The organism is Paenibacillus harenae (genome assembly GCF_030812415.1).
Classification (GTDB): Bacteria; Bacillota; Bacilli; order Paenibacillales; family Paenibacillaceae; genus Pristimantibacillus; species Pristimantibacillus harenae_A.
Window position 1 is genome coordinate 437,441 of record NZ_JAUSST010000005.1, and the last position, 23,297, is coordinate 460,737.

Sequence of the window (23,297 nt, forward strand, 5' to 3'; positions counted from 1 at the left end):
TTCAAAGCGGATAATTGAACATCTCGGTGGGAGTGGTCGGAGTGAAACCATTATATACGTTCGTCAGCATACTTGTTTCTATTTTTGCGGCTTCGCTTTTAAGCGCTTTGATTATATCGCTTTTGTTTTTTAGTCTTCCGGCTGTATTTTACGTCGTTTTCGTCTGTTTTATCGGGACCGCCGTATTCGGCGCCCCTATATCTTTCCTCATACACTGGCTCATCAAGTCGGAACGGCTGCATGGTTTCATTTTTAAGCTCGTGCTGCACATTGCCGCGGCGGCCGTGCTCATCATGCTTTTAGATGGCGGGAACGTGAATAATATCTTCGTCCTCATTGCCGCCGTTATTAACGCCATCATTTACTTCATCGTCTACACGTGCACGAGGCGATACCTATTCAACGAGCGGTAAGAATAGCCGTCCGATCTATGGGGGCAAATAGATTTATCCAACTTGGTCATACTAGCCACAGCAGCCTGTAATTATTTAATGGGTGAGGGTGGACGCGATATGACGGATTTACATAAGGATTCATCTCCAAACGGCGATAACGGCCAATCGAGAGGCAAGTTCACGAGTTCGGGCTTTATATTCGCGGCGATCGGCAGCGCGGTCGGTCTCGGAAACATGTGGAAGTTCCCTTATATTACTGGTTTGTATGGCGGAGCGGCGTTTTTCTTCCTGTTCATTATTTGCTTGTTGGCGGTTGGTTTGCCTGTCCTGCTGGCTGAGCTTGCAGTAGGGAGGGGCGGCCGCGGCAATGCTTCATCCTCCTATTATCGATTGAGCGGCAGCAAGCTATGGGGAGGGCTTGGCTTTTTGTCCGTTCTCGGTCCTTTCGTCATTCTCTCCTTCTATGCGATCGTAGCGGGGTGGACGCTTCATTACGCGGTTATTTCTTTCACGGGCAAGCTGTTCGAGAATGCCGACTTCGGGGTGCGCTTTGGAGGGTTTATCGGCAGCTGGATGATTGTCTTCTGGCAATTCGTCGTGATGCTGTTAACGGGCTGGATCGTGTGGCTGGGCGTCTCTTCCGGTATTGAGCGGTTCAACAAAATATTAATTCCCGGACTTGTCATCCTTCTCCTCGTCATGGTTGTTCGGGTGCTCACGCTGGAGGGAGCGGGAGAGGGCGTCTCCTTCTTCCTGCGACCCGACTTCAGCAAGCTGACGGCAGAGTCGGCGCTCGTTGCTCTAGGGCATGCCTTCTTCTCTTTGTCGCTAGGAATGGGGGCGATGATGACGTACGGCTCGTATGTAGACAGAAGGCAATCGCTTGGCGCGGCGACGCTTGCTATTGGATTCGGCGACCTGTTGTACGCGTTTCTGGCGGGACTTATCATCTTCCCAACGACAGCCGTGTTCGGGCTGGAGGCTTCGCAAGGACCGGGGCTTGTATTCGTGGCGTTGCCCGCGGCGTTCTCGGCTATGCCGCTGGGTTCCCTTTTCGGCGGTCTATTCTTCCTATTACTCGCCTTCGCATCGCTGACGTCAACAGTTTCGCTGCTCGAAGTGCCCGTGGCTTTTGCAAGCGATACGTTCGGCTGGAATCGCAGGACGTCCGTCATTATAGTGACGCTGCTATGCTTTCTCGTCGGCTTGCCGTCATCGTTCTCGGTTGGCGGGCTGTATTCGGGTTTATCCTTCGGAGGCAAGTCGTTTTTCGACTGGATGGACTTCGTCGCGTCCAATATCTTGCTGCCGATCTGCGGTTTGGTCGTTACGTTGTTTGCAGGATATGTATGGAAGGGAGCGGCGGAGGAGGCAGGTCTTAACGCATGGTGGTTCAAGGTGTGGCTGTTCATGTTGCGCTTTGTTGCACCGCTGCTCGTCCTGCTCGTGTTTCTCTATTCGGCGGGGCTGCTGCCTGATTGACAAGAATGAGGTTTTTAAGCAGGAATCGCTGTTTTTAAAGATAGGTTAAGTTCCGATATGTTCCTGTAATTTTCAAGTATGGGATTTCGCAAGGAAGGACAAATTATTTATCGTACTTCTTGAGAAAGATGGTGAATCCCCATTATTATTGAATTCGCTCCTCAACTTTACCATTGGTTTGTTCGTCCTAAGTGGTTTACCAAGAAATATATCCATAACCACGTTCTATCCCACTTTCGATTTGAGGGAAAATCAGTTATCGATTTTGGTTCCGGCACAGGAGCGAACTGCTCCATGTTTCGTCCGTCTTATTATCTTGGTCTCGATCCCGACGCCAAACGAATCGACTTCGCCAAAAGACTGTATCCGGATCATACGTTTCAAGTATTGCAAAACAATGAGCTATCCGTGGCTGATCAAACCGTCGACTACGTTCTCATAATTGCAGTATTGCATCATATCTCGTCACTTGAAATCGCGAACTATTTAAAAGAATTTCATCGCGTATTAAAACCGACGGGAACGATTGTCGTGATGGAGCCTTGCAAGTGCAAGAAGAAACCGATTTGCAACTGGTTTATGAATTGGTATGATAACGGCGAACATATTCGAAATGAAGAAGAATACTTGCAGCTATTTCGGGATGCCGATTTTGATTGCAATATAATAAAACGGTTCAGAAAATGTTTTCTGTATCATGAGCTTTTCTTCTCGGCGACACCCAAAAAATAAATTAACGTAAGCAGACAGCAAAGACCGCCTCATAAGATTTTATTAGCCCCTCCTCGGATTTCATCGAAATGTGAGCCTTATAATTTCCCTGGATATTGTGTATTATAGTAGGATATATATTCTCCGAGGGAAAGGTTGGTCGTGATGGAAAACGCAGTGGAAACGAAGTCATCATCCTCAAATTTTATTAAAAACATCGTCGTCGAAGATTTAAAGAGCGGCCGTGTACAGGAAATCGTCACGCGCTTTCCCCCTGAGCCGAACGGCTATTTGCATATCGGACATGCAAAATCGATTTGTTTGAACTTCGAGCTTGCCGATGAATTCAAAGGCAGGACGAATCTCCGTTTTGACGATACGAACCCTTTGAAAGAAGATACGGAATACGTTGAATCGATCCAAGAGGACGTGCGGTGGTTAGGCTTTGAGTGGGACGAGCTTCGCTTTGCGTCGGACTACTTCGAAGAGCTATACAACCGCGCAGTGCTTCTTATCAAAAAAGGCAAAGCCTACGTCTGCGACCTGACAGCCGAGCAAATCCGCGAGTATCGCGGCTCGCTGACCGAGCCGGGTAAGGAAAGTCCGTTCCGCAGCCGCAGCGCGGAAGAGAATCTCGATCTATTCGCGCGCATGCGCGCAGGCGAGTTCAAGGATGGCGAGAAGGTGCTTCGCGCCAAGATCGATATGGCATCGCCGAACATTACGCTTCGCGATCCGGTCTTGTACCGCATCGCTCATACGCATCATCACCGTACGGGCGACGCATGGTGCATCTACCCGATGTACGACTACGCGCATCCGATAAGCGATGCGATCGAGGGCATTACGCACTCGATCTGTACGCTCGAGTTCGAGGACCATCGTCCGCTCTATGATTGGGCGATCGCCGAATGCGAGATGGAAGCGACGCCGCATCAATACGAGTTCGCCCGCCTTAACGTAACGAACACCGTAATGAGCAAGCGCAAGCTGAAGCAACTGGTCGACGAAGGCGTCGTTGCCGGCTGGGACGATCCCCGAATGCCGACGATCAGCGGACTGCGCCGCAAAGGCTATACGCCGGAATCGCTTCGGGCATTCTGCCGCGAGATCGGCGTAGCGAAGAGCAACAGCATCGTCGACGAACGGAATTTGGAGCACTTCATCCGCGAGGATTTGAAACTTAAAGCGCTCCGCACGATGGCGGTCCTCAAGCCGCTTAAAGTCGTTATCACGAATTACCCGGAAGGGCAATCGGAGCTGTTGACGGCTGAGAACAATAGCGAGAATGAGGCGATGGGCGAACGTCAAATTCCGTTCTCGCGCGAAATCTATATCGAGCAAGACGATTTTATGGAAAATCCGCCCAGCAAATACTTCCGCCTGTTCCCTGGCAACGAAGTGCGTCTGAAAAATGCGTACTTCATTACTTGCCAAGAGGCAATAAAGGATGCAGACGGTCATGTAATCGAGCTTCGCTGCACGTACGACCCTCGTACGAAAAGCGGTACCGGCTTCAATGAGCGCAAGGTGAAGGGGACTATTCATTGGGTGGAGGCGTCGCAAGCCGTTGCCGCCGATTTCCGTCTCTATGAGCCGCTCATTACGAATGAAGCCGAGGAGGAAGGCAAGCCTTTCCTCGAATGTATCAATCCGAATTCGCTTGAAGTGCTGCAAGGCTTTGTTGAGCCGAATATGAAGGATGCGACGGGTGGCGACAAGTTCCAAATTTTCCGCCACGGCTACTTCAATGTCGATCCGAAGGACACGACGCCGGAGAAGCTGGCCTTCAACCGTATCGTTTCCTTAAAGAGCTCCTTCGACAAGGCTAAAGCTTAATACGACACATTGCAGCCTGCCGAGCATAATTGCGAAGCAGGCTGTGTTATTTTTCAGCCGTGCTACGGACATAGAAGCCCTTATTTCCCGCTAATGCAACCATTACCGCATTGTTGCGGGCACCAATGCCGTTAATTGTACGAATCGAAGCTAAGCAAATAAGGGATCATGTGTCCGTTAGTAAGCGGGTTAACTAGTAAAGAAGCTGCGGGAAGGGGAGCAGACATATGGCCGATCAATCGCTGCAGCGCCAGCGGCAGCAGCTGCACGGGCTTATTCTTGCAGGCGGCCAAAGCTCGCGAATGGGCACGGACAAGGCGCTGCTGCAAATAAACGGGCAGCCGCTGTTATACCGGCTTGCTAGCCAACTTGCCGCACTCGGCATGAAAGTAACGGTTGCGGCAGGCTCGCCTGAGCGCGAACGCGAATATAGAGCCGCCTTGGCGGAATTAGCGCCTCAGACCAGCTTCGCGTTCGACCGCTACCCAGGCTGTGGCCCTCTCTCGGGCTTGCATGCAGGGCTGGCGAAGATCGATAAAGGATGGGTGTTCGTTGTAGCGTGCGACATGCCGTCGATCTCGCAGCCGTTGCTGGAGAAGATGAGTACGCTGCTCTCAAGCCCCGGAGAAAGAGCAGCTGTTGTCCATGCCCCGGGTCAGCCGATGCACGCCTTCTATGAAGCTAGCCTGCACACACAAGTCGAAGGGGCGCTGCAGCGCGGCGATTACCGGTTCATGCGCCTGCTGGAGGAGCAGCAGAAGATCGAGGTCTCGCCGACGATAGAAGAAGCGTCGAGCGCTTTCATGAATATGAATACGCCGGAGGCATATGCGCGTTATATCTCCGAGCTGGAGGAGGCTGGCCAAGCGCAACCTTTCAAGGGAAGCAAAAGCTCAATGACAGCTTGGGATAACAAGTAACGAGGTGACCGCCGATGAAAGATTTTCAATACCAAATTGTCGATGCTCAGCCAGGCGACCTGCCGCGCATTGTCGAGATTTATAACTCCACCGTCGCAAGCCGGATGGTAACTGCCGATCTGGAGGAGGCAACGGTTGCGAGCAAGCAAAAGTGGTTCGACGACCATTCTCCGGATTCCAGGCCGATGTGGGTACTTCTAATAGAAGGACGCATTGCGGCATGGTTCAGCTTCCAATCGTTTTATGGCAGGCCCGCCTATCAGGCAACGGCAGAGATCAGCATCTATATTGCGGAACAATACCGCTCAATGGGAATCGGCTCGATCATGCTCGAGAAGGCGATTGTGGAGAGCCCGCGCCTCGGCATCCGCACGCTGCTTGGATTCGTGTTCGGACATAATGAGCCGAGCTTGTCCTTGCTGCGGAAGTTCGGCTTCGAGCAATGGGGATTGTTGCCGAAGGTAGCCAAGCTGGACGGTGTCGAGCGTGATCTTGCGATTATGGGGAGAAAAATATGAAGCGTAAATTAGTCATTAGCGACATTCATGGCTGCCATGCCGCGTTCAACGAGCTGCTCTCGCTTATGAGCTATAAGCCGGAAGAGGATCAATTGCTGCTGCTAGGCGATTTTGTCGACCGCGGACCGGATAGCAAGGATGTCGTAGAGCAAGTCATCTCGCTCGTTCGGGACGATGGCGCGATTGCGATCAAGGGGAACCACGACGAGCGTTTCGTAGATGTTGTGCTGGAACGAAGCGAACAGGCACTCTATAAGTTCACCGGTCATGGCGGACGCCAAACGGCGGAGAGTTATGCAGGCGGCGATCATCCGTCGATGGATAAGCTGTTGTCCCGGATGAAGTCGACCGTTAAGCAGTCTTATTCGCATCACCTGGATTTTCTAGACGGCTTGCCGCTTTATCATGAGGATGAGTATTTCATCTACGTCCATGCAGGATTGAATCCAGCTTACGATAATTGGAAGGAGCAGCCGGAGCGCGACTTTCTGTACATCAAAGAGCCGTTCATCAAGCAGCCGACGCGTGTCGGCAAGACGGTTGTTTTCGGCCACACGAAGACAAGGGATATTCACGGCAAATCCGACATTTGGTTCGGCGACGGGAAGGTCGGCATTGACGGGGGCTGTTCGAACGGCTACCAGCTGAACGGTCTGGAAATCCGGGGCAGGAACGATTTTAGAACCTATGCGGTGCGCGGCAAATCAAAAAATAACGCGGCTGCGAGGTGATCCGAAACTAACGTGTATAAACAAGCCTACAGCAAAAGCATCCTGTTCAACCTGCTGCTAACGGTTGCCGCACTTATCTATGTTTTCATTATGCTCCATTTATTGCTATACCGCGATCGCTATAACGGCGGCGGATATTCATACAATATCGTTCCGCTCCACACGATTAAACAATATATTTTTTACCGTCATCATATGAATTGGAGCATTTGGTTTACGAATATATTCGGCAATATCTTATTGTTTATTCCGATCGGCATATTTGCCCCGCTCTTCCGCGTTAAGTATCGGAAACCGATTAGACTTGCCGCGTTCACGATCGTGTGGATTGCCATTATCGAGCTTATTCAAATGCTGGCGCATGTGGGCAGCTTCGATATTGACGACATCATTCTGAATACGTTCGGGGCGCTGCTTGGGCTGATCTTTACGAGTATCATGCTCTTTGTTTATCGGAAGTCAAAATAAAAATCCAAAAACCGTGTTAAAATCAAACATGCACAGTAGCTGAAAGGAATGTTGATCTGTGAGCAAATACTGGAGTCCGCTAACGGCTTCGCTGGTCCCTTATGTGCCGGGCGAGCAGCCGAAAGATAAAACGTACATCAAGCTGAACACGAATGAAAATCCATATCCGCCATCGCCGAAAGTCATCGAGGCCATCAAGGCGGCAGCCGGAGACGATCTTCGGTTATATCCGGATCCGACCTGCGAATCGCTTATTCAAGCCGCAGCCGATTATTACAAGCTTCCAGCGAGTCGAGTGTTCGCAGGCAACGGCTCGGACGAGATATTGGCGTTCGCCTTCGCGGCATTTTTCGACCCGGCAAAGACGATTTTATATCCCGACATTACATACAGCTTCTATAAGGTGTACGCCAAGCTGTACGGACTGCAATCGGAGCTAATCCCGCTGGATGAATCCTTTACGATTCATCCGGCCGATTATGCGAGGGAGAACGGAGGAGTCATTCTGCCTAACCCGAATGCGCCGACCGCCAAGCTGATGTCGTTGGATGCCATTCGAATTGTATTGGACGCGAATCCTAATCAAGCGGTTATTATCGACGAAGCTTATATCGACTTCGGCGGCGAATCCGCGGTGAGCTTGATCGCGGAATATCCGAACTTGCTCGTCGTTCAGACGCTTTCCAAATCGCGCTCGCTCGCGGGCCTTCGCGTCGGCTTTGCCTTTGGCAGCGAAGAGCTTATTGAGGGGCTTAATCGGATCAAAAATTCGTTCAACTCGTATACGATCGATCGTCTTGCCTTGGCAGGGGCGGTTGCCGCCTTCGAGGACGACGCTTATTTCCGGGAAACGACGGAGAAGGTGATCCGCACGCGCGACCGCGTGGCCGGCGAGCTGACGGCGCTCGGCTTCACGTTGACGGACTCGAAAACGAACTTCGTATTCGCTTCTTACCCGGACAAGCCGGCATCGTCGATCTTCCAGCAGCTTCGCGATAAAGGCGTGCTGGTGCGCTACTTCGCGCAGCCGCGCATCGAAGAATACTTGCGTATCAGTATCGGAACGGATGAGGAAATGGATGCTTTCCTGCAAGCTGTTAAGGAAATCGTGGGCAAGTAATGGAAACGGCCGTGGATAAATATGCGTTGTTCAAACGATCGGCGCGTAATGCTTCGCTGGTTTGCATCGCCTATTCGCTTGTCACGAATGCGGTGTATTTCGCATCCTATTACTCCTCGTTCATTATCGATTACAGCTACTACATTTGCTTTTTATTAGCGGCGGTGTTCGCCGTTCCGGTCATATGGCTGTTCCGCGGCAAGCATTGGTACTTTCCGGTGTTCATTGCAATGCTGTGGATTCCCGTGAATCTTGTGATCGGCTTCGCGGTGTCGGGCATGCTGCCGGAGGACGGCGGCGAAACGGGAGACGGGCTGGCTTTATTTTTCTTCTTCATCTTAAATCTCGTGTCGGTCGCATGCGGCACGCTTATCGGGATGATCGCCAATGGCATTTTATTCTTTTACCGTAAATTAAAATCGAATGATGTGTAACACTAAGAGTCTAAACAGCCACCTATTGAGGGGCTGGTTAGACTCTTTTTTTAATGCGAAATACGATTGACTTATCCGGAGCGCTGTACTAAAATGTAGTGGTTCCTAATGTTCGTTAGGAAATGAACGAACATTAGGCGAATAGGAGTGGTGATAACATGGCCGATAACATAACGACGCCGGAGAAGATTAAGCTCGCAGCGCTTACGCATTTCACGGAGTCTGGCTACGAAGGCGCATCGATGTCTCAGATCGCTAAGGAAGTAGGCATCAAGACGCCGTCCATCTACGCTCATTTTAAGTCGAAGGAGCAGCTCTTCCTTCAGCTTATGCAGCAAGTGATCGACGAGGAGTGGGAGCATTATATCAAGCTCTTGCAAGAGATCCGGGAAGAGCCGGCCCAGCGCAAGCTTTATCGGATATTCGGCTTCTTCACCGATTTTGCTCATCTAACGAGCGGCCAAGCGTTTTTGAAACGAACGATGGTCGTTCCGCCTCGCCATTTGCGCGAGCAATTGCGGATTTCCTTCCTTCAATACGAAGAGCGAATATCGGAGCACATAATCGATATTATACGAGAGGGTCAAAGGGAAGGTTTGATCGCGAACCGGGATGAACAGCGGATCGTCGCCGAACTATACGCCTTCATCGACGGTTTGCTCGTGGAATATCAGTTCTATAACAGCGCGCTCTTCGAGCAGCGCAAGCGGCTTTTATGGGAATCGCTCTGGCGGCTATGGACATCGGAGATCAAGGAAGGTTGATAAAATATGGCGTGGATTTATTTGTTGATGGCAGGTTTTCTGGAGGTTGGCTGGACGTTCGGCTTGAAATATTCGGAGGGCTTCACGGTATTGGTGCCCAGCATCATTACGGTCGTGCTGCTCGCCGCAAGCTTCTATCTATTCGCCAAATCGATGCAAATTATCGAGATCGGCACGGCCTACGCGATGTTCACGGGAATGGGGACGGTCGGGACCGTGATCGCCGGCATAATGTTTCTGGATGAACCGGTCGATTTCTGGCGTATGTTCTTCATCGTGCTGCTCATATCGGGCATTGTCGGGCTCAAGCTTGTATCCAAGGACAAGAAGGATGAGTCATCGCAGCAGACGAAGACCGATCAAATAACACAGCAGGAGAGGGCGTGACGATAGATGGCATGGATATTTTTGCTCCTATCTGGGTTAGGCGAGGTCGGCGGCGTTACCTTCATGAAGCTGTCGGACGGCTTTCGCAAATGGAAGGGGACGGCCGGCGCGATCGCATCGGGCTTTGTCAGTTTCTTCTTCTTATCGAAGGCGCTTCAGACGATACCGATTAGTACGGCGTACGGGATATGGACGGGTATCGGCTCGGTCGGCGGCGTCGTGCTTGGCATGATTTTGTTTAAGGAATCGAAGGATTGGCGTAAAATCCTTTTTCTGGTGATGATTATTATCGGGGTAATCGGTCTGAAAACCGTAGGCGGCGGACATTAAGCGCTGAACGCGGCAACAGCCTTTTTGCTTGTTTTCGCTTTATTTTTGCATGGCTACGCCTTACAATGAAATGAACTGGAAGTGAATTGTAAGGAAAGGGAGCTCTGTCGTTATGGATAAACAAAGACTGGAATCATATATCGATCAAATGAAGCGTACGCTGCTGGCAGAGCTTAAGCTGGAAAGCGTAGACCCGGGTAATCCGATACATGTGAAGGCGATGCCGAAGGAATGGAAGCTGCTTGGCGCAGGCAACTACGCCAGCGTATTCTACCACCCCGACGATGCGGACATTGCCGTTAAAGTATATGCGCCCGGCCGGGAAGGCTGGGAGAGCGAACGCGAAGTCTATCGCCGCATTGGCGACCATCCGGCGTACTCCACCTGTTACCACGCGGGCGAGCATAACGGACATTATTATCTTATCCTGCGCAGGCTGCAGGGTAAAACGTTGTACAACTGCGTGCTTGAAGGAGTTACGATTCCGAAGAGCGTGATCGACGATATCGATCAAGCGCTTGACTATGCGCGCTCGCAAGGGCTGTTTCCTCATGACGTCCATGGCAAAAACGTGATGGTGGCTAACGGTAAAGGAATCGTCGTCGACATCTCCGATTTCTTAAAGGAAGAGCCGTGCGCCATGTGGGATGATTTGAAGAAGGCTTACAACCGCATCTATATGCCGTTCTTATCCAAGCATACCGTAGCGATACCCGAGTGGGTCATGAACAGCGTGCGCAAAGGCTATCGCTGGGTGAAGCATTCACCGCTCGGAGGCCGCTCATCCCAAGGGATGAGCAAATAATCCCGGCGACGATGAGTAAAATTGAAGGCAGCGATCCATGGACGGATCGCTGCCTTTCATTTGGTTCTTTTCCTGTTGCGCGTTTTAATGCTCTTCGTCGAAAGTCTCAAGCAGCGTCTTTGCCTGATCGAGATCTTTCTTCAATACATGAATCCGTTTCAGAGAGCCGCTCTCGTTCGTGATTTTCGATTTCAGTCCGCCGGCTTTTAGATGAGCCTGCAGCCGATCGATCAGTTCCGCTCTCGATCCGCCCTCCGTGCGAATCGCTACCCAACGATTCCAAAATGCCATGATTGTTTTCACCTCCTTAAAAGTTTCGCGAAGCAAAACTTACTTTGGAAGCATTTGTGCAACCGGCACAATTCATATTTATTCGGTGAATGTACGAAATGATGCCTGCAATAGCACAAATTTAGACGACGAATTTAAATCTCCACTTTTTGCAGGGGATAGTCCGTTATACCGCATCGCAATATAAAGAAGAAACGGCAAGCACCTGGCTATTGACAAACACAACTGTAACGGATAAAATTACAGTAAGAAGCAGGGAGGCCCGTTCATAGTGAACAGTGAATTTACGATTGCCGTACACAGTCTTGTTTATTTGGCTTATTTGCCGGAACGAATGGCGAGCAGCGAAATGATTGCCGACAATGTTGGCACCCACTCCGCTCGCGTTCGGAAGGTTATGAGCGCCTTGCGCCGAAGCGGATACGTGAATACGCGCGAAGGCTCGGGCGGAGGTTATCGCCTTACGATCGATCCAAGCGTCGTAACGCTCGCAGACATTTATCGTGTCATGGCGCAGGGGTCGCTAATGCCTAGCTGGTGCTCGGGCAATCCCGAGATGGATTGCGTCGTCGGATCGAATATGAATCAAGTCATGTTCGGTATATTTTGCAAGGCGGAGAAGCAACTGGAGGAGCATTTCAGCGCGATAACGATTCAAGACGTGCTTGGTCAGATTCACGCCTGCACTTAGCTTCGCTAGCAGAAGGCAAGGCAATACAAGTAAGGATGAGACGGGTTATCCCTTAATCATACACATTGTTTGGAGAGGATGATTGAAATGGCAGTAGCATTGACGAAAGAAAACTTTTCCCAAAGCGTACAAAGCGGAGTATCCCTTGTTGACTTCTGGGCGCCATGGTGCGGACCTTGCAAAATGCAGCTTCCGATCGTTGAGGAGCTTTCCACTGAACTAGAAGGCCAAGCCGTAATCGCGAAGATCAACGTTGACGAAGAGCCTGAGCTTGCTTCGCAATTCGGCGTAATGAGCATCCCGACGCTTATTTTGTTCAAAGACGGTCAACCGGTTGACAAAATGGTCGGCGTACAAAGCAAAGACGCCCTGAAAGCGAAAATCGCAGGTCAAATGTAAGCAACAATTAGGCAAAAGCAAGCGTCTAAATATCGTCTGGAATCAGTTAGCCGCTGGTTGCCAGGCGGTATTTTTTTTCGTACCGCTATCTCCCACACCGTAATAAATACTAGATTAGGAAACAAGTGGATGAGTAGATTCGCGTTAAATCGACAACAATTACACATTTTCACAACCTTTTCAGTTGCTTTCTCATAGAGAAGTTTAGTAGAATTGAAATAATTATGCGCATTGAAGCGTCAAAAAAACTACGATTTATGGAGTGATGATGAAGTGAACGCAGTCATTTCTGAGAAGGACGGCGCCGTTACGGGCGAGTCTCTGCGGAGTGGGAATACGTCTTCAAAAATTTTGATCATAATACCGGCTTATAACGAAGAGCACAGCATAAGCCGTGTTATCGATGATGTGAAGACGCATTGCCCGTCTGCTCATATTCTCGTCATTAACGACGGTTCGAAGGATCGTACGAAGGAAGTCGCCGAAGCGAACGGCGCGTACGTCATCACACTCCCGACAAATCTGGGCATTGGCGGCGCGATGCAGACCGGTTATCGTTACGCTTATCGTTACGGCTATGATGTTGCCGTGCAAGTGGACGGAGACGGACAGCACAAAGCCGAGCAGCTTCACCTTATTTTGTCCCCGGTACTGAGCGGCAAGGCCGACCTTGCGATCGGTTCGCGGTTTATCGAACAAACGGGCTTTCAATCGTCGGCGACGAGACGGATCGGCATCAAAATTTTATCGACGATCGTAAGCGCGATGACGCGCAAGAAGGTGCTTGACGTGACATCCGGCTTCCGTGCGGCTAACAAACGCGCGATATCGGTATTCCAAAGCGACTATGCAACCGATTATCCGGAAGTGGATTCGATCGTGCTTGTCAATCGCAGCGGACTTCGCACGAGCGAGGTAGCCGTAACGATGGAGGCCCGTACGGGAGGCACTTCATCTATAAATGCAATGAGATCGGTGTATTATATGATTAAAGTAACGCTCGCTTTGTTCATCCGAAGCTTGAAACAAACGAAGCCAGTCGAAGTTCAGTCGTAATCAAGCTAACGAAGCGAGGTTGCTCTGTAACACCTAAGGAGGAAATTCCATGCAAGCCTTGTGGATTATCACAAGTGTCGCTTTTCTAATTGTACTTATTATGTTGATTAATAGAAGATTGCTGCGCGAGCAGTACTCCATGCTATGGCTGCTGTTCGGCGTTGTCATGCTCATTTTGTCCGTCCGTCCGCAAATTATCGATTCGCTTGCCGATTCGATCGGCATCGATTATGCGCCGGCGCTGTTGTTCTTGGTCGGCATTCTGTTCTGCGTCGCCCTTATTCTTCACCTTACGGTCATCGTTTCCAAGCTATCGGAGAAAGTCATTCGACTTACGCAAGAGCTTGGCATTCTGCATCATGAGCTTCATGAGCGCAAAAGGTCGGAATCGTAATGGCATACGTTGTATTGGCCTTTAACATTTTGCTGCTCGTCGGCGGTCAACTGCTGTGGAAAACCGGCATGAATAAGCTCGATACGGCCAAAGGCGAATCGGTCGTCACTTTGTTGTGGTCGCCGCATATATGGGGAGGACTCGTCCTATACGGAGTAGCAACCGTGATGTGGTTATACGTACTGAAGAAGCTTCCGCTCAGCCTTGCTTATCCGCTTCAAAGTTTAGCTTACGTGCTGGGTATGGTGGCGGCGGTCTATCTGTTCCACGAGACGGTACCGCTGCAGCGCTGGATCGGTGCGGGCATTATTTTGATCGGAGTCATCGTATTAGCTTGGAAATAGGTTGCGTTATTGTCTGAGGGGGCCGTTTATTTTGTTGGAATGGGTACGGAAGAACAAAGTTTGGACGATCATGATCGTCCTGATTTTTTTGCTTGCATTCTGGTTGAGAGCCGATTTTCTAACATCGGTTAAACACAATATTTCGCATGACTCGAAGTACTACAATGAGTTGGTTCACCGTCTGGTCGACAAAGGCATCTACGCTTACAAGGAAGAAGTGCCTAACGCGCGCGTAACGCCGGGATACCCGCTCTTCATGACGGCTATGTACCTGATCGGCAATCAGATCGGCGTCGAGTACTTCCCGCTCATCCGTTGGGCGCAAGTGCTTATCAGCTTAGCCTCGCTCGCACTGATGTATATCATCGCGATGCAAGCGACGAAAAATAAATGGATCGCTTTAATCACGATCTTCATTGGCGCGATCTATCATCCGTTCATCTGGACGACTGGCGCGGTTCTAACGGAGACGCTGGCATTGTTCCTGCTTATGGCGTACATATCGATGCAGATGTATGCATTCAAGACGGGGCGCATACGGGATGCGGCAATCGCGGGCGTGCTGCTCGGCTTGACCGTTCTCGTGCGAGCGGAGTTCCTTCCCCTATTCGTACCGCTATACGGCGTGTTCCTTCTCCAGCAATGGAGCAAGAACAGATCGGCATCGATCGGCGAACGCAAGCCGCTGTCTGCCGTGTTCAAGAAGGTCGTGCTTATGGGCGTAGTAACCGGCTTATGCTTGTCCGCGACGATGCTGCCGTGGTGGATTCGCAACATTGTAACGCTTAACGAGTTCGTGCTTACGGCTTCGCAATCCAATCCGTTCTCCGCCGGTACGTATCCGGACAAGAACTACGAGGATCGAATCGTGCCGAAGGAAAAGTGGATGACGCAGTCGGATTATGCATGGGCGCGCATTAAAGCAGGCTTTACGACGCAAACATGGACGTATGTGAAGTGGTATTCCGTCGGCAAGCTGAAGTATACGTACAGCCATATGTTCTTCGGCGCGGGCCATTCGCCTATTTTCTATGCTTATCCGAAGGTTGCGTACTTGCATCTTCTCCTCGTATACAGCAGTATCATTACGCTCCTAGGCCTCATCTGGCGCTGGAGACATCCAGGCGTTATGCTCGCGGTCGTGCTTGTCATCATGTCGATGATCAGGCTCGTATTCGTGCCGGAGTATCGTTATAACTTTACGGTCATGCCGATCTTTATCATTTTCTCCGTATGGCTTGGCGTTCTTATTTTACAGAAGCTATGGGCGCTTGTATCGAATCGGAGAGCTGCTTAACTTTACGAAAACCGTCTTCCGTTCACTTGTTGAACGAAGGCGGTTTTTTTAGCTGGTTGCAACTTCCATTCCATTCCTTCCGTTTTATAGGGTGTATGTACCTGAAAATGCAAAGGGGGACGAAATGGTGAAACGCAACAACCGTACGAAGCTCGCAACGATCCTTACCGCTGCGATGATTATGGGCACATTGCCTGGGCAAGCATTTGCCGACAGTGCCGACAGTGGAGGCTCGAGCCCGGTAACAGGCAGCGAGGCAGCCGTTCAAAGCGGTACGAATGCCCAGATTACGAAGGTCAAAGCGGAGGCGCTTGCCAGACAGTATGTGAACATTCCGAAGGAGTATGCCCTTCAAGGGATCAGCTTCTCGTCGGAGCAGCTTGCGGCCGGGAAACGCAACACCTGGGGTCTCGATTTTGTGAAAAAGGTGAATGGCAAACAGCAAGGCAGCATCTATGTCCGTATCCATGCCGATAGCGGTCAGCTGTTGGAATTCCGGACATATGTCGACAACCCGTCTGCTAAGCCGACTTATCCGCTGAAAGTCGAGAGGGATGCGGCACAGAAGCTTGCACTTGAGTTCATTCATACGATGGCGCCTAATTACGAGTCGCAGGTGAAGCTTAATACGGAATATGGCGTTTCGTTGCTGCCGCCGCTAACGGGCCAAGTTCGTCATCCGCTTCGTTTCGATCGTATCGTGAACGGCATTCCGTATGCCGACAATTACATCGAGGTGGAGATTGACAGCGAAGGTCACATGATGAGTTATTCGCTGCGCTGGGACGAGACAATCGTATTTCCGAAGCCGGGAACGACGCTGGCGCCAGAGCAGGCGGATGCGAAGCTGCGCGCGACTGCAATGCCGGAGCTTTCTTACATCATTCCGTATAACGCGAAGGGTGTACGCAAGCCGGTGCTCAGCTACAAGCTGGAGTCCTTGGCAATTGACGCGGAGAGCGGTGAACGGAAGGATCGCGCGAATACCCCGTATTTTAATCGGCAAGGCACGGTATCGGAAACGCCATTGTCGACGAAGCCTGATGGCGCTGTACCGGCAAAGGGAGATGTGACGGAACAGCAAGCAACCGAGCTTGTAAAAGCTGCATTCAAGCTTCCAACCGAGGCTATGCTGTCCCATTCCAACTACAACGAAAATATCGACGAATATACGGGCAAAACATATGCTTCTTGGGATCTGAATTGGACGATAACGAAAAATGGCAAGGAACAAGGTTTCCTCTCGGCCTCGGTCGATGGGCATACGGGGGTCATCCGCAACTTCTACGACTATAATTATTCTGGTTCCGCTGAGCAGGCCGCCGAGGATAAAGCTGCCGTGACGCTCCAGCAGGCGATGGAGCTGGCAACGGCTACGGTTAAGAAGCAGCTTCCTTGGCTTACGCATCAGTTCTATTTGGTGAAGCCGGATCCTGAGCAATATGAAGGGAAAACGGCGAATGAAATTGGCTCGTACCGCATCGAGTTCGTCCGCAAAATTCATGGCGCGACCGTGGATTATGATACAGTGGGCGTATCCATCGATATCCGTACGGGAGAAGTGACCGATTACAGCGGGTATATCGCAGATTTCGACTATCCGGCAACGCCGCCGAGCGTCATAACGAAGGATCAAGCGGTAACCAAGTGGCTCGGTTATTATCGGACGGAGTTGGCTTACCGGCTCGTACAGCAATATTGGTGGGACGGCCAGCCGATTCCTATCGAGAAAGCGAATCTATTGATTGCGTCGGGCGAAGCGGCTGAAACCCAGTTAAGCTCGAAGAATGAAGCGGAGCTCGTCTACCGTCTCGTACCTCGCCCTCTTGACGAGAGCATCTTCCTCGATGCGCAATCGGGAAGCTGGCGGAACCTCGAGACGGGAGAGCAAACGCAGCTTGAGAAGCCTCAGGCGCTCGATATCGAGGGCCACTGGGCACAGCGTCAGTTGGAGCTCATGGTTGCTTACAGAGCGCTTGACGTGAAAGATGGCAAGGTGCGTCCTAGCGAGCAAGTCACGCGCGGCGAGCTGATTAAGATGCTTGTGCTAGCGCGCAATAGCGGTAACTCGCCGATGATGAACGATGGGGTTACAGCTTCGCAGGAGAAAGCGTCGTTCGACGACGTTGCGGCAGACTCCAGCTACTTCGTCTATGTCGAGAGCGCGCTTGCGCAGAACCTGATCGATATCGGCGACGGCTCATTCAATCCCGACGGCAAAGTAAGCCGCGACGAGATGGCGGAACTGATCGTACGGGCGCTTGGCTACAATGCGCTTGCGGAGTATGAACATATCTTTAAAGCCAGCTTCAAGGATACGGATCAAATCGAGAACAAAGGCCAAGCTGCGATTGTGGTCGGGCTGAAGATTATGAGTTTATCCGACGGCAAGTTCCTGCCGAAGAAGAAGGTCACTCGCGCGGAAGCGTCGGTAGCGTTCTTCCGCTACCTGCAGACGCGTGCGGAGCTGGCGGAAGCGCCGCTGAGAATGTAGACGATCGAGGAAGAAGCGTGCCCGGGGCTGTAATGCCTCGGGTACGCTTTTTTTTATGAAAATACAGGTATGCAATATCGGTTGATATCAAGCATTGGACCGAGTGACATTAGCCGGCAAGCTCGCGGAATGGTTCCGCGGTTTGCCGGTTGTTTCGTGTGGCCGGAGAACTCGTGATAGCGGACTAGTCCGTTTTTTTCTTTTTCGTGGAGTAATTGGAGACGGATTTGGCATCCTCGAGGTTGTCGTTGACGAAAGCCATGTCCTGGTTCTTCGCTTTCATATGCGTGGTGCCTTTGTAATTGCCTTTGTGCGTCTGATTTTCCATGCTGTCATCTCCCTATGTGAGGTTGCGATAACTCGCTCAACGGTATTATTTCCTCGGCACATGAGCACCATTCCAGCCTTCGGTACTTTCAAAGTGGAGGTTGCTGGGGTATAATGACGTGAGTTGTTTACTTTCGGGAAAATAGGGGTGTCATATACATGGCTTTGAAAGCAGGTATCGTCGGTCTGCCGAACGTCGGCAAATCGACCTTGTTTAATGCAATTACGCAAGCGGGCGCAGAATCCGCGAACTATCCGTTTTGTACGATCGATCCAAACGTAGGCGTCGTCGAAGTGCCGGACGAGCGTCTGGACAAGCTCGTTGAGCTCGTTACGCCGAAGAGCATCGTGCCGACGGCTTTCGAATTCGTGGATATCGCCGGCCTTGTTGCAGGCGCGAGCAAAGGCGAAGGACTTGGCAATAAATTTCTTGCGCATATCCGCGAGGTTGACGCGATCGTTCACGTCGTTCGCTGCTTCCAAGACGACAACATTACGCATGTCGCGGGGAAAGTGGATCCAATCAGCGACATTCAGACGATTAATCTGGAGCTAGTGCTTGCCGATCTGGACTCGGTCGAGAAGAAGATCGATCGCTCCCGCAAAAACCTAAAGGGCGGCGACAAGAAGATCGCGTTAGAGGTTGAAGTGCTTGAGCGCGTGAAGGAAGCGTTGTACAACGATCTGCCGGCACGGAGCCTTGACCTGAGCGAAGAAGAGAAGCTCGTCATTCGCGACCTGCATTTGCTGACGATGAAGCCGGTGCTGTATGCGGCGAACGTAAGCGAGTCCGAAGCGGGCGATACGGACGGCAACCAGTACGTGCAGAAGGTACGCGAGTTCGCGGCGCAAGAAAATGCCGAGGTCGTTCCGATCAGCGCGAAGGTGGAGTCCGAGATCGCCGAGCTCGAAGGCGAAGACAAGGAAATGTTCCTCGAGGAGCTCGGCATGGCGGAATCCGGCTTGAACCGTCTTATTAAAGCGGCTTACAAGCTGCTTGGCTTGTATACGTATTTCACGGCAGGCGTGCAAGAGGTTCGCGCTTGGACGATCCGCAATGGCACGAAAGCGCCGCAGGCTGCAGGCGTTATTCATACCGACTTCGAGCGCGGCTTCATCCGTGCCGAGGTTGTTTCCTTCACGGACTTGGCCGCGGCCGGTTCGATGGGTGTCGCTCGCGAGCGAGGCCAAGTGCGTCTCGAGGGCAAAGAATACGTCGTGCGCGACGGCGACGTTATGCATTTCCGTTTTAACGTGTAGAAGAGATAGAAAGGGTGTCTGGCAGGCAGCGCGAAGGCGATGGATTGCCGAGACGCCCTTTTTTGCAGAAAAATACATGGTTTGGTGTAGCGTGCGGTACGGCTTCGGCATACGTAATGTACAGTGAGGTTTGGCCGCTGGGAAATGATGAGCCGCTTATCAAAAAAGCACCTGTCGATACGCGGCACCAGGTATGATATAATAAGGAATATCCTAATGGAATAAACAGAGGTGAATGATTGTGATAGACCGTTTACAAGCGCTCGCCGACCGGTATGAGAAGCTAAGCGAGCTGTTATGCGATCCGGATGTATCCAGCGATCCGAAGCGGCTTAGAGAGCTTTCGAAGGAGCAGTCGGACTTACAAGAGGCATACGATGCCTTTACGGAATATAAGCAAGTGTCGGAACAGCTCGATGACGCCAAAGTGATGCAAGGCGAGAAGCTCGACGATGAAATGCGCGAGATGGTGAAGATGGAGATCGAGGAGCTCAGCGCGCGCAAGGAAGCGCTGGACGAGAAGGTCCGCATTCTGTTGCTGCCGAAGGACCCGAACGACGACAAAAACGTAATCGTGGAAATTCGCGGCGCGGCAGGCGGCGACGAAGCCGCATTGTTCGCCTACGATCTGTATCGGATGTACACGAAGTTCGCCGATGCGCAAGGATGGCGAGTAGAGCTTATGGAGTTTAGCGAGAATGATCTGGGCGGATTCAAAGAGGTTATTTTCATGGTGCAGGGCAAAGGCGCGTACAGCAAGCTGAAGTACGAAAGCGGCGCTCACCGCGTACAACGTATTCCCGCAACGGAATCGGGCGGCCGCATTCATACGTCGACTTCGACGGTTGCGGTTATGCCGGAAGTCGAAGAAGTCGAGATCGAAATTCTCGACAAAGACATTCGGATCGATACGTTCTGCTCCAGCGGAGCAGGCGGACAGTCCGTTAATACGACGAAGTCGGCCGTTCGCGTACTGCACGTTCCTACGGGCATTATGGCGACTTGCCAAGACGGCAAATCGCAGAACGAGAACAAAGCGAAAGCGTTGCAGGTGCTTCGCGCTCGTATCTCCGATATTCGCCGCCAAGAAGAAGAGGCGAAATATGCCGGCGAGCGTAAGAGCAAAGTGGGTACGGGCGACCGCAGCGAGCGGATCCGTACGTACAACTACCCGCAAAGCCGCGTAACCGACCACCGTATCAACTTGACGCTGCACCGTTTGGACTCCGTCATGAACGGCGATATGGCCGACATTATTTCGTCGCTGACGATTGCCGAGCAAGCGGAACTGATGGAACGCGAGTCGATGGGTTAAGAAGCAAGAACAATATGCGCTGGATTCCCGCTGCGGTTGCCCTCTAGAAGAGCGAACGTGGCGGAGGTCCGGCGTTTTTGCTTGCCGGCGGGGTTGAATGCAAGTGGTGTGGCGAGGATAGCGGGGCTGCGGTATAAGGTTCATGGGCGCGGCGCGGAATGGGCGGATAATATATCGTGAAAGTTGCTGCCGGTGCCAGTGAGGCATCTAACGGGAATTTCTCCCGTTAATCCTAGTCAATTGAGTAATTGCTGGTGTTAACGGGAAATACTCCTGTTAAACTTCCGGATATGGGCATTTAGGGTGAATAAGAGCGGAAACAACGCCAGTTATTCCAGTTATTACGGGTTTGAGGTAACTGGGGTTTGATTAGCGTGCGAAACTCCCGTTAATACGTAGTGATGTTATTGTAGAGCGTACAAGTGTGTTTTTGTCATTAGCGGGATACTTATGGAGGGTGCTGGGATGATGGGCGATCGAGAAGATGGAAATGGGACGGCGCAGAGGTTGACGCTGCGCGAGGCAATGCTGGGCGCCGCAAACGAGCTTTCGGCGCAGGGGGTTGATGAGGCGCGCAGCAACGCGGAGCTGCTGCTGCTGCATGTGCTCGGCATGGAGCGCTCGCAGCTGCTGCGCGACTTTGGCGAGCCGTTCCCGGCGGACAAGGCGGAGGCGTGGACGGAGCTGGTCCGGCGCAAGGCGCTGGGCGAGCCGATCCAGTATATGATCGGCGAGCAATGGTTCTACGGCCGGCCGTTCGCGGTCACGCCGGCCGTTCTTATTCCGCGGCCGGAGACGGAGCTGCTCGTCGAGGCCGTGCTTGAGGCGGCCGACAAGCTGTGGCCGCCGGAAGCCGAGCCTGCGCCGACGGTCGTCGACGTCGGCACAGGCAGCGGCGCCATCGCCGTGACGCTGGCTTCGCAGCGTCCCCGCTGGCGCTTATGCGCGTCCGACCTGTCGCCGGACGCGCTGGCAGTCGCCCGCACGAACGCGGCCCGCCATGAGGCGGACGGCCGCATCGTTTTCGTGCAGGGCGACCTGCTCGCGCCCTTCGTGCCCGGGCGCGACAAAACTGAGCACGCCGGGCTGCGCATCGACGTGCTCGTATCCAATCCGCCGTATATACCGGCGGCGGACATGGAAGGGCTGCAGCGCGAGGTGCGCGACTATGAGCCGCATCTCGCGCTGGTCGGCGGCGAAGACGGGCTTGATCCGTACCGCCGCATGATCGATCAGCTGCCGCAGCTTGCCGTGCTGCCGCGCATCGTCGCCTTCGAGCTCGGCATCGGACAGCCTCGCCTCGTCGCAGCCATGCTAGAGCGTATGTCCGCCTGGGACGACATACGCATCATTACCGACTATGGCGGCATCGAGCGCCATGTCATCGCAACCCAATCGCAGCCGCGCGAATAGCGGCTGCTCCCATCCAACATAGCGAGCCCGGCTGACTAATCCAGCCGGGCTCGCTATATTGGAAATCCGCACTAACTTTCCCTCATTCCGGCACCTTTGGCAAGCTATAATGGATTTTTACAACATAGCCTGCCACTACAAGCGATAATTGGGCTGGATCCCCAAGTTTTGCTGCTCCGAGTTGTTGAACCGAGATAATAATAGATTGATAGGTTTAATTGCTAGGATCCCCGGACATACTGTAGACATAGACGTTCCGGAACGCAAGCAGTCGCACCGGCGGGTGCGCGAGGGGAGCTTGTGTAATGTCCAGCCATTATTCCAATCATTCTTATTCCAATGTTAAACCTTTTTCCTCCAAATTCCGTTACCACAATTCATACGGTTTAGTTGTATTTGTTCTTATTATGTTGATAATGAGCTGGGAAACCGGCCGCATGGATACAGCGATCGCCAGCGGGCAAATTCCGCAGGAAGCGATTCGCCTTCGTATATTGGCAAACTCCGACAGCCCTGCCGACCAAGCGGTGAAGCGGGTGGTTCGCGACGAAATCGTCAAAGCGATGGGCACTTGGGCAAGCGGTCCGCAAACGATCGACGAAGCTCGTCAGACCATTCTTGCGCATATGCCGGAGATAAAGCGGATTACGGCTGAAGTTCTCGCCAACCGCGGCTTCACATACGGGTCTGACGCCGAGCTTAGCGTAGTTCCTTTCCCTACGAAAATGTACGGCAGCGAAATGTATCCTGCCGGCGATTATGAAGCGGTTCGCATCACGCTTGGCGCAGGCAACGGTCAAAATTGGTGGTGCGTGCTTTTTCCTCCGTTATGTTTCGTTGACGGCGCATCCGGCGAAGCGGCTGCAGGGGCATCGACGCTGGCAGCGGCACAAGCCCAAGATACGACGAACAAGCAAGCGCAATCGGATGTTCAGCCAGAACAACAAGAGCAAGCGGAAGAGCCATCGGCACCCAAGGCAAAGTTCTTCCTCTGGGAAATGATTCAGAACCTGTTCAACTGGATCAAATCGCTCTTCGCTTAACCATCCAGCTTGCTTGCAAATGGCTGTGCTATAATACTTCATATAGGCAACACAATCATGGATAAGCAA

General features: G+C 52.1%; 27 protein-coding genes. 25 read left to right on the forward strand and 2 right to left on the reverse strand.

The genetic code is table 11. The features are described 5' to 3' along the window. The first annotated feature begins 41 nt into the window (after positions 1 to 41). The 14 genes from J2T14_RS20070 to J2T14_RS20135 all read left to right on the forward strand — a co-directional run bounded on the left by J2T14_RS20070 (position 42) and on the right by J2T14_RS20135 (position 10,904). Positions 42 to 413, forward strand: a complete 372-nt coding sequence (locus J2T14_RS20070; RefSeq protein WP_307473581.1) for a hypothetical protein — start codon at positions 42 to 44, stop codon at positions 411 to 413. Between the two features lie 99 nt (positions 414 to 512). After that, entirely contained in the window at positions 513 to 1,877 is a 1,365-nt protein-coding gene (locus tag J2T14_RS20075; RefSeq protein WP_307473583.1) for a sodium-dependent transporter, read from the forward strand. A gap of 210 nt (positions 1,878 to 2,087) precedes the next feature. Then, entirely contained in the window at positions 2,088 to 2,609 is a 522-nt protein-coding gene (locus J2T14_RS20080) for a class I SAM-dependent methyltransferase (RefSeq protein WP_307473858.1), read from the forward strand. A 144-nt stretch (positions 2,610 to 2,753) separates the two neighbouring features. Further along, positions 2,754 to 4,427 carry a glutamine--tRNA ligase/YqeY domain fusion protein gene (locus tag J2T14_RS20085; protein WP_307473860.1) on the forward strand — a complete coding sequence of 558 codons (1,674 nt, stop codon included), beginning with the start codon at positions 2,754 to 2,756 and terminating at the stop codon, positions 4,425 to 4,427. Positions 4,428 to 4,654: 227 nt separating this feature from the next. Further along, complete coding sequence (gene mobA / locus J2T14_RS20090) at positions 4,655 to 5,347, forward strand: molybdenum cofactor guanylyltransferase (RefSeq protein WP_307473585.1); 693 nt, start codon at positions 4,655 to 4,657, stop codon at positions 5,345 to 5,347. A gap of 14 nt (positions 5,348 to 5,361) precedes the next feature. After that, complete coding sequence (locus J2T14_RS20095) at positions 5,362 to 5,865, forward strand: GNAT family N-acetyltransferase (RefSeq protein WP_307204749.1); 504 nt, start codon at positions 5,362 to 5,364, stop codon at positions 5,863 to 5,865. Beyond that, complete coding sequence (locus J2T14_RS20100; RefSeq protein ID WP_307473587.1) at positions 5,862 to 6,596, forward strand: metallophosphoesterase family protein; 735 nt, start codon at positions 5,862 to 5,864, stop codon at positions 6,594 to 6,596. Before J2T14_RS20095 ends, J2T14_RS20100 begins: the two co-directional genes overlap by 4 nt. Positions 6,597 to 6,608: 12 nt before the next feature. Continuing rightward, entirely contained in the window at positions 6,609 to 7,064 is a 456-nt protein-coding gene (locus tag J2T14_RS20105) for a VanZ family protein (RefSeq protein WP_307473590.1), read from the forward strand. Between the two features lie 58 nt (positions 7,065 to 7,122). Continuing rightward, entirely contained in the window at positions 7,123 to 8,184 is a 1,062-nt protein-coding gene (gene hisC, locus J2T14_RS20110) for a histidinol-phosphate transaminase (RefSeq protein WP_307473592.1), read from the forward strand. Further along, complete coding sequence (locus J2T14_RS20115) at positions 8,184 to 8,618, forward strand: hypothetical protein (protein WP_307473594.1); 435 nt, start codon at positions 8,184 to 8,186, stop codon at positions 8,616 to 8,618. Before hisC ends, J2T14_RS20115 begins: the two co-directional genes overlap by 1 nt. Positions 8,619 to 8,776: 158 nt before the next feature. Beyond that, entirely contained in the window at positions 8,777 to 9,382 is a 606-nt protein-coding gene (locus J2T14_RS20120; RefSeq protein ID WP_307473596.1) for a TetR/AcrR family transcriptional regulator, read from the forward strand. Positions 9,383 to 9,388: 6 nt separating this feature from the next. Continuing rightward, on the forward strand, positions 9,389 to 9,769 hold the full coding sequence (locus J2T14_RS20125; protein ID WP_307473598.1) for a DMT family transporter: 381 nt from the start codon (positions 9,389 to 9,391) through the stop codon (positions 9,767 to 9,769). A gap of 6 nt (positions 9,770 to 9,775) precedes the next feature. Continuing rightward, on the forward strand, positions 9,776 to 10,099 hold the full coding sequence (locus tag J2T14_RS20130) for a DMT family transporter (protein ID WP_307473600.1): 324 nt from the start codon (positions 9,776 to 9,778) through the stop codon (positions 10,097 to 10,099). A gap of 112 nt (positions 10,100 to 10,211) precedes the next feature. Further along, positions 10,212 to 10,904 carry a serine/threonine protein kinase gene (locus J2T14_RS20135; protein ID WP_307204757.1) on the forward strand — a complete coding sequence of 231 codons (693 nt, stop codon included), beginning with the start codon at positions 10,212 to 10,214 and terminating at the stop codon, positions 10,902 to 10,904. Between the two features lie 84 nt (positions 10,905 to 10,988). On the opposite strand, the gene J2T14_RS20140 is transcribed toward J2T14_RS20135, so the two are convergent. Continuing rightward, positions 10,989 to 11,195 carry a hypothetical protein gene (locus tag J2T14_RS20140; protein ID WP_307204758.1) on the reverse strand — a complete coding sequence of 69 codons (207 nt, stop codon included), beginning with the start codon at positions 11,193 to 11,195 and terminating at the stop codon, positions 10,989 to 10,991. A gap of 271 nt (positions 11,196 to 11,466) precedes the next feature. On the opposite strand from J2T14_RS20140, the gene J2T14_RS20145 reads away from it, so the two are divergent. From J2T14_RS20145 to J2T14_RS20175, 7 genes are all read left to right on the forward strand, one after another. Next, positions 11,467 to 11,886: an RrF2 family transcriptional regulator gene (locus tag J2T14_RS20145; RefSeq protein ID WP_307204760.1), complete on the forward strand. Its 420-nt coding sequence runs from the start codon at positions 11,467 to 11,469 to the stop codon at positions 11,884 to 11,886. 87 nt (positions 11,887 to 11,973) lie between these two features. Next, on the forward strand, positions 11,974 to 12,285 hold the full coding sequence (gene trxA / locus J2T14_RS20150) for a thioredoxin (RefSeq protein ID WP_307204761.1): 312 nt from the start codon (positions 11,974 to 11,976) through the stop codon (positions 12,283 to 12,285). Positions 12,286 to 12,558: 273 nt separating this feature from the next. Continuing rightward, positions 12,559 to 13,341, forward strand: a complete 783-nt coding sequence (locus J2T14_RS20155; RefSeq protein ID WP_307473603.1) for a glycosyltransferase family 2 protein — start codon at positions 12,559 to 12,561, stop codon at positions 13,339 to 13,341. A 49-nt stretch (positions 13,342 to 13,390) separates the two neighbouring features. Then, on the forward strand, positions 13,391 to 13,735 hold the full coding sequence (locus J2T14_RS20160) for a DUF2304 domain-containing protein (protein ID WP_307204763.1): 345 nt from the start codon (positions 13,391 to 13,393) through the stop codon (positions 13,733 to 13,735). Beyond that, positions 13,735 to 14,079, forward strand: coding sequence for an EamA family transporter (locus J2T14_RS20165; RefSeq protein WP_307204764.1), 345 nt, complete (start codon positions 13,735 to 13,737; stop codon positions 14,077 to 14,079). The genes J2T14_RS20160 and J2T14_RS20165 overlap by 1 nt, the downstream gene beginning before the upstream one ends. A 31-nt stretch (positions 14,080 to 14,110) precedes the next feature. Next, the gene (locus J2T14_RS20170) at positions 14,111 to 15,376 is read left to right on the forward strand and encodes a phospholipid carrier-dependent glycosyltransferase (protein ID WP_307473605.1); all 1,266 of its coding nucleotides are present in this window, start codon (positions 14,111 to 14,113) and stop codon (positions 15,374 to 15,376) included. 124 nt (positions 15,377 to 15,500) lie between these two features. After that, positions 15,501 to 17,870: an S-layer homology domain-containing protein gene (locus J2T14_RS20175; RefSeq protein WP_307473607.1), complete on the forward strand. Its 2,370-nt coding sequence runs from the start codon at positions 15,501 to 15,503 to the stop codon at positions 17,868 to 17,870. Between the two features lie 184 nt (positions 17,871 to 18,054). Here J2T14_RS20175 and J2T14_RS20180 read toward each other — a convergent pair whose 3' ends face one another. After that, positions 18,055 to 18,198 (reverse strand): hypothetical protein, encoded by a 144-nt coding sequence (locus J2T14_RS20180; protein WP_307204768.1) that lies wholly within the window; start codon positions 18,196 to 18,198, stop codon positions 18,055 to 18,057. Positions 18,199 to 18,356: 158 nt separating this feature from the next. Here J2T14_RS20180 and ychF point away from each other — a divergent pair, with 158 nt between their 5' ends. From ychF to spoIIR, 4 genes are all read left to right on the forward strand, one after another. Next, positions 18,357 to 19,457 carry a redox-regulated ATPase YchF gene (ychF, locus tag J2T14_RS20185; protein ID WP_307473609.1) on the forward strand — a complete coding sequence of 367 codons (1,101 nt, stop codon included), beginning with the start codon at positions 18,357 to 18,359 and terminating at the stop codon, positions 19,455 to 19,457. A gap of 241 nt (positions 19,458 to 19,698) precedes the next feature. Beyond that, positions 19,699 to 20,772, forward strand: a complete 1,074-nt coding sequence (prfA, locus tag J2T14_RS20190) for a peptide chain release factor 1 (protein ID WP_307204770.1) — start codon at positions 19,699 to 19,701, stop codon at positions 20,770 to 20,772. Between the two features lie 465 nt (positions 20,773 to 21,237). Next, positions 21,238 to 22,185, forward strand: coding sequence for a peptide chain release factor N(5)-glutamine methyltransferase (gene prmC, locus J2T14_RS20195; protein ID WP_307473610.1), 948 nt, complete (start codon positions 21,238 to 21,240; stop codon positions 22,183 to 22,185). Between the two features lie 305 nt (positions 22,186 to 22,490). After that, positions 22,491 to 23,228 (forward strand): stage II sporulation protein R, encoded by a 738-nt coding sequence (spoIIR, locus tag J2T14_RS20200; protein WP_307473612.1) that lies wholly within the window; start codon positions 22,491 to 22,493, stop codon positions 23,226 to 23,228. Positions 23,229 to 23,297 lie beyond the last annotated feature (69 nt).

What these genes read in the sequence shown, in the direction of transcription:
- J2T14_RS20075 (WP_307473583.1), top strand. Translation starts at nt 513, where the DNA reads ATGACGGATTTACATAAGGATTCATCTCCAAACGGCGATAACGGCCAA.
- J2T14_RS20085 (WP_307473860.1), top strand. Translation starts at nt 2,754, where the DNA reads ATGGAAAACGCAGTGGAAACGAAGTCATCATCCTCAAATTTTATTAAA.
- mobA (WP_307473585.1), top strand. Translation starts at nt 4,655, where the DNA reads ATGGCCGATCAATCGCTGCAGCGCCAGCGGCAGCAGCTGCACGGGCTT.
- J2T14_RS20095 (WP_307204749.1), top strand. Translation starts at nt 5,362, where the DNA reads ATGAAAGATTTTCAATACCAAATTGTCGATGCTCAGCCAGGCGACCTG.
- J2T14_RS20100 (WP_307473587.1), top strand. Translation starts at nt 5,862, where the DNA reads ATGAAGCGTAAATTAGTCATTAGCGACATTCATGGCTGCCATGCCGCG.
- J2T14_RS20115 (WP_307473594.1), top strand. Translation starts at nt 8,184, where the DNA reads ATGGAAACGGCCGTGGATAAATATGCGTTGTTCAAACGATCGGCGCGT.
- J2T14_RS20120 (WP_307473596.1), top strand. Translation starts at nt 8,777, where the DNA reads ATGGCCGATAACATAACGACGCCGGAGAAGATTAAGCTCGCAGCGCTT.
- J2T14_RS20125 (WP_307473598.1), top strand. Translation starts at nt 9,389, where the DNA reads ATGGCGTGGATTTATTTGTTGATGGCAGGTTTTCTGGAGGTTGGCTGG.
- J2T14_RS20130 (WP_307473600.1), top strand. Translation starts at nt 9,776, where the DNA reads ATGGCATGGATATTTTTGCTCCTATCTGGGTTAGGCGAGGTCGGCGGC.
- J2T14_RS20135 (WP_307204757.1), top strand. Translation starts at nt 10,212, where the DNA reads ATGGATAAACAAAGACTGGAATCATATATCGATCAAATGAAGCGTACG.
- J2T14_RS20140 (WP_307204758.1), bottom strand. Translation starts at nt 11,195, where the DNA reads ATGGCATTTTGGAATCGTTGGGTAGCGATTCGCACGGAGGGCGGATCG.
- trxA (WP_307204761.1), top strand. Translation starts at nt 11,974, where the DNA reads ATGGCAGTAGCATTGACGAAAGAAAACTTTTCCCAAAGCGTACAAAGC.
- J2T14_RS20160 (WP_307204763.1), top strand. Translation starts at nt 13,391, where the DNA reads ATGCAAGCCTTGTGGATTATCACAAGTGTCGCTTTTCTAATTGTACTT.
- J2T14_RS20165 (WP_307204764.1), top strand. Translation starts at nt 13,735, where the DNA reads ATGGCATACGTTGTATTGGCCTTTAACATTTTGCTGCTCGTCGGCGGT.
- J2T14_RS20175 (WP_307473607.1), top strand. Translation starts at nt 15,501, where the DNA reads ATGGTGAAACGCAACAACCGTACGAAGCTCGCAACGATCCTTACCGCT.
- J2T14_RS20180 (WP_307204768.1), bottom strand. Translation starts at nt 18,198, where the DNA reads ATGGAAAATCAGACGCACAAAGGCAATTACAAAGGCACCACGCATATG.
- ychF (WP_307473609.1), top strand. Translation starts at nt 18,357, where the DNA reads ATGGCTTTGAAAGCAGGTATCGTCGGTCTGCCGAACGTCGGCAAATCG.
- prmC (WP_307473610.1), top strand. Translation starts at nt 21,238, where the DNA reads ATGATGGGCGATCGAGAAGATGGAAATGGGACGGCGCAGAGGTTGACG.
- spoIIR (WP_307473612.1), top strand. Translation starts at nt 22,491, where the DNA reads ATGTCCAGCCATTATTCCAATCATTCTTATTCCAATGTTAAACCTTTT.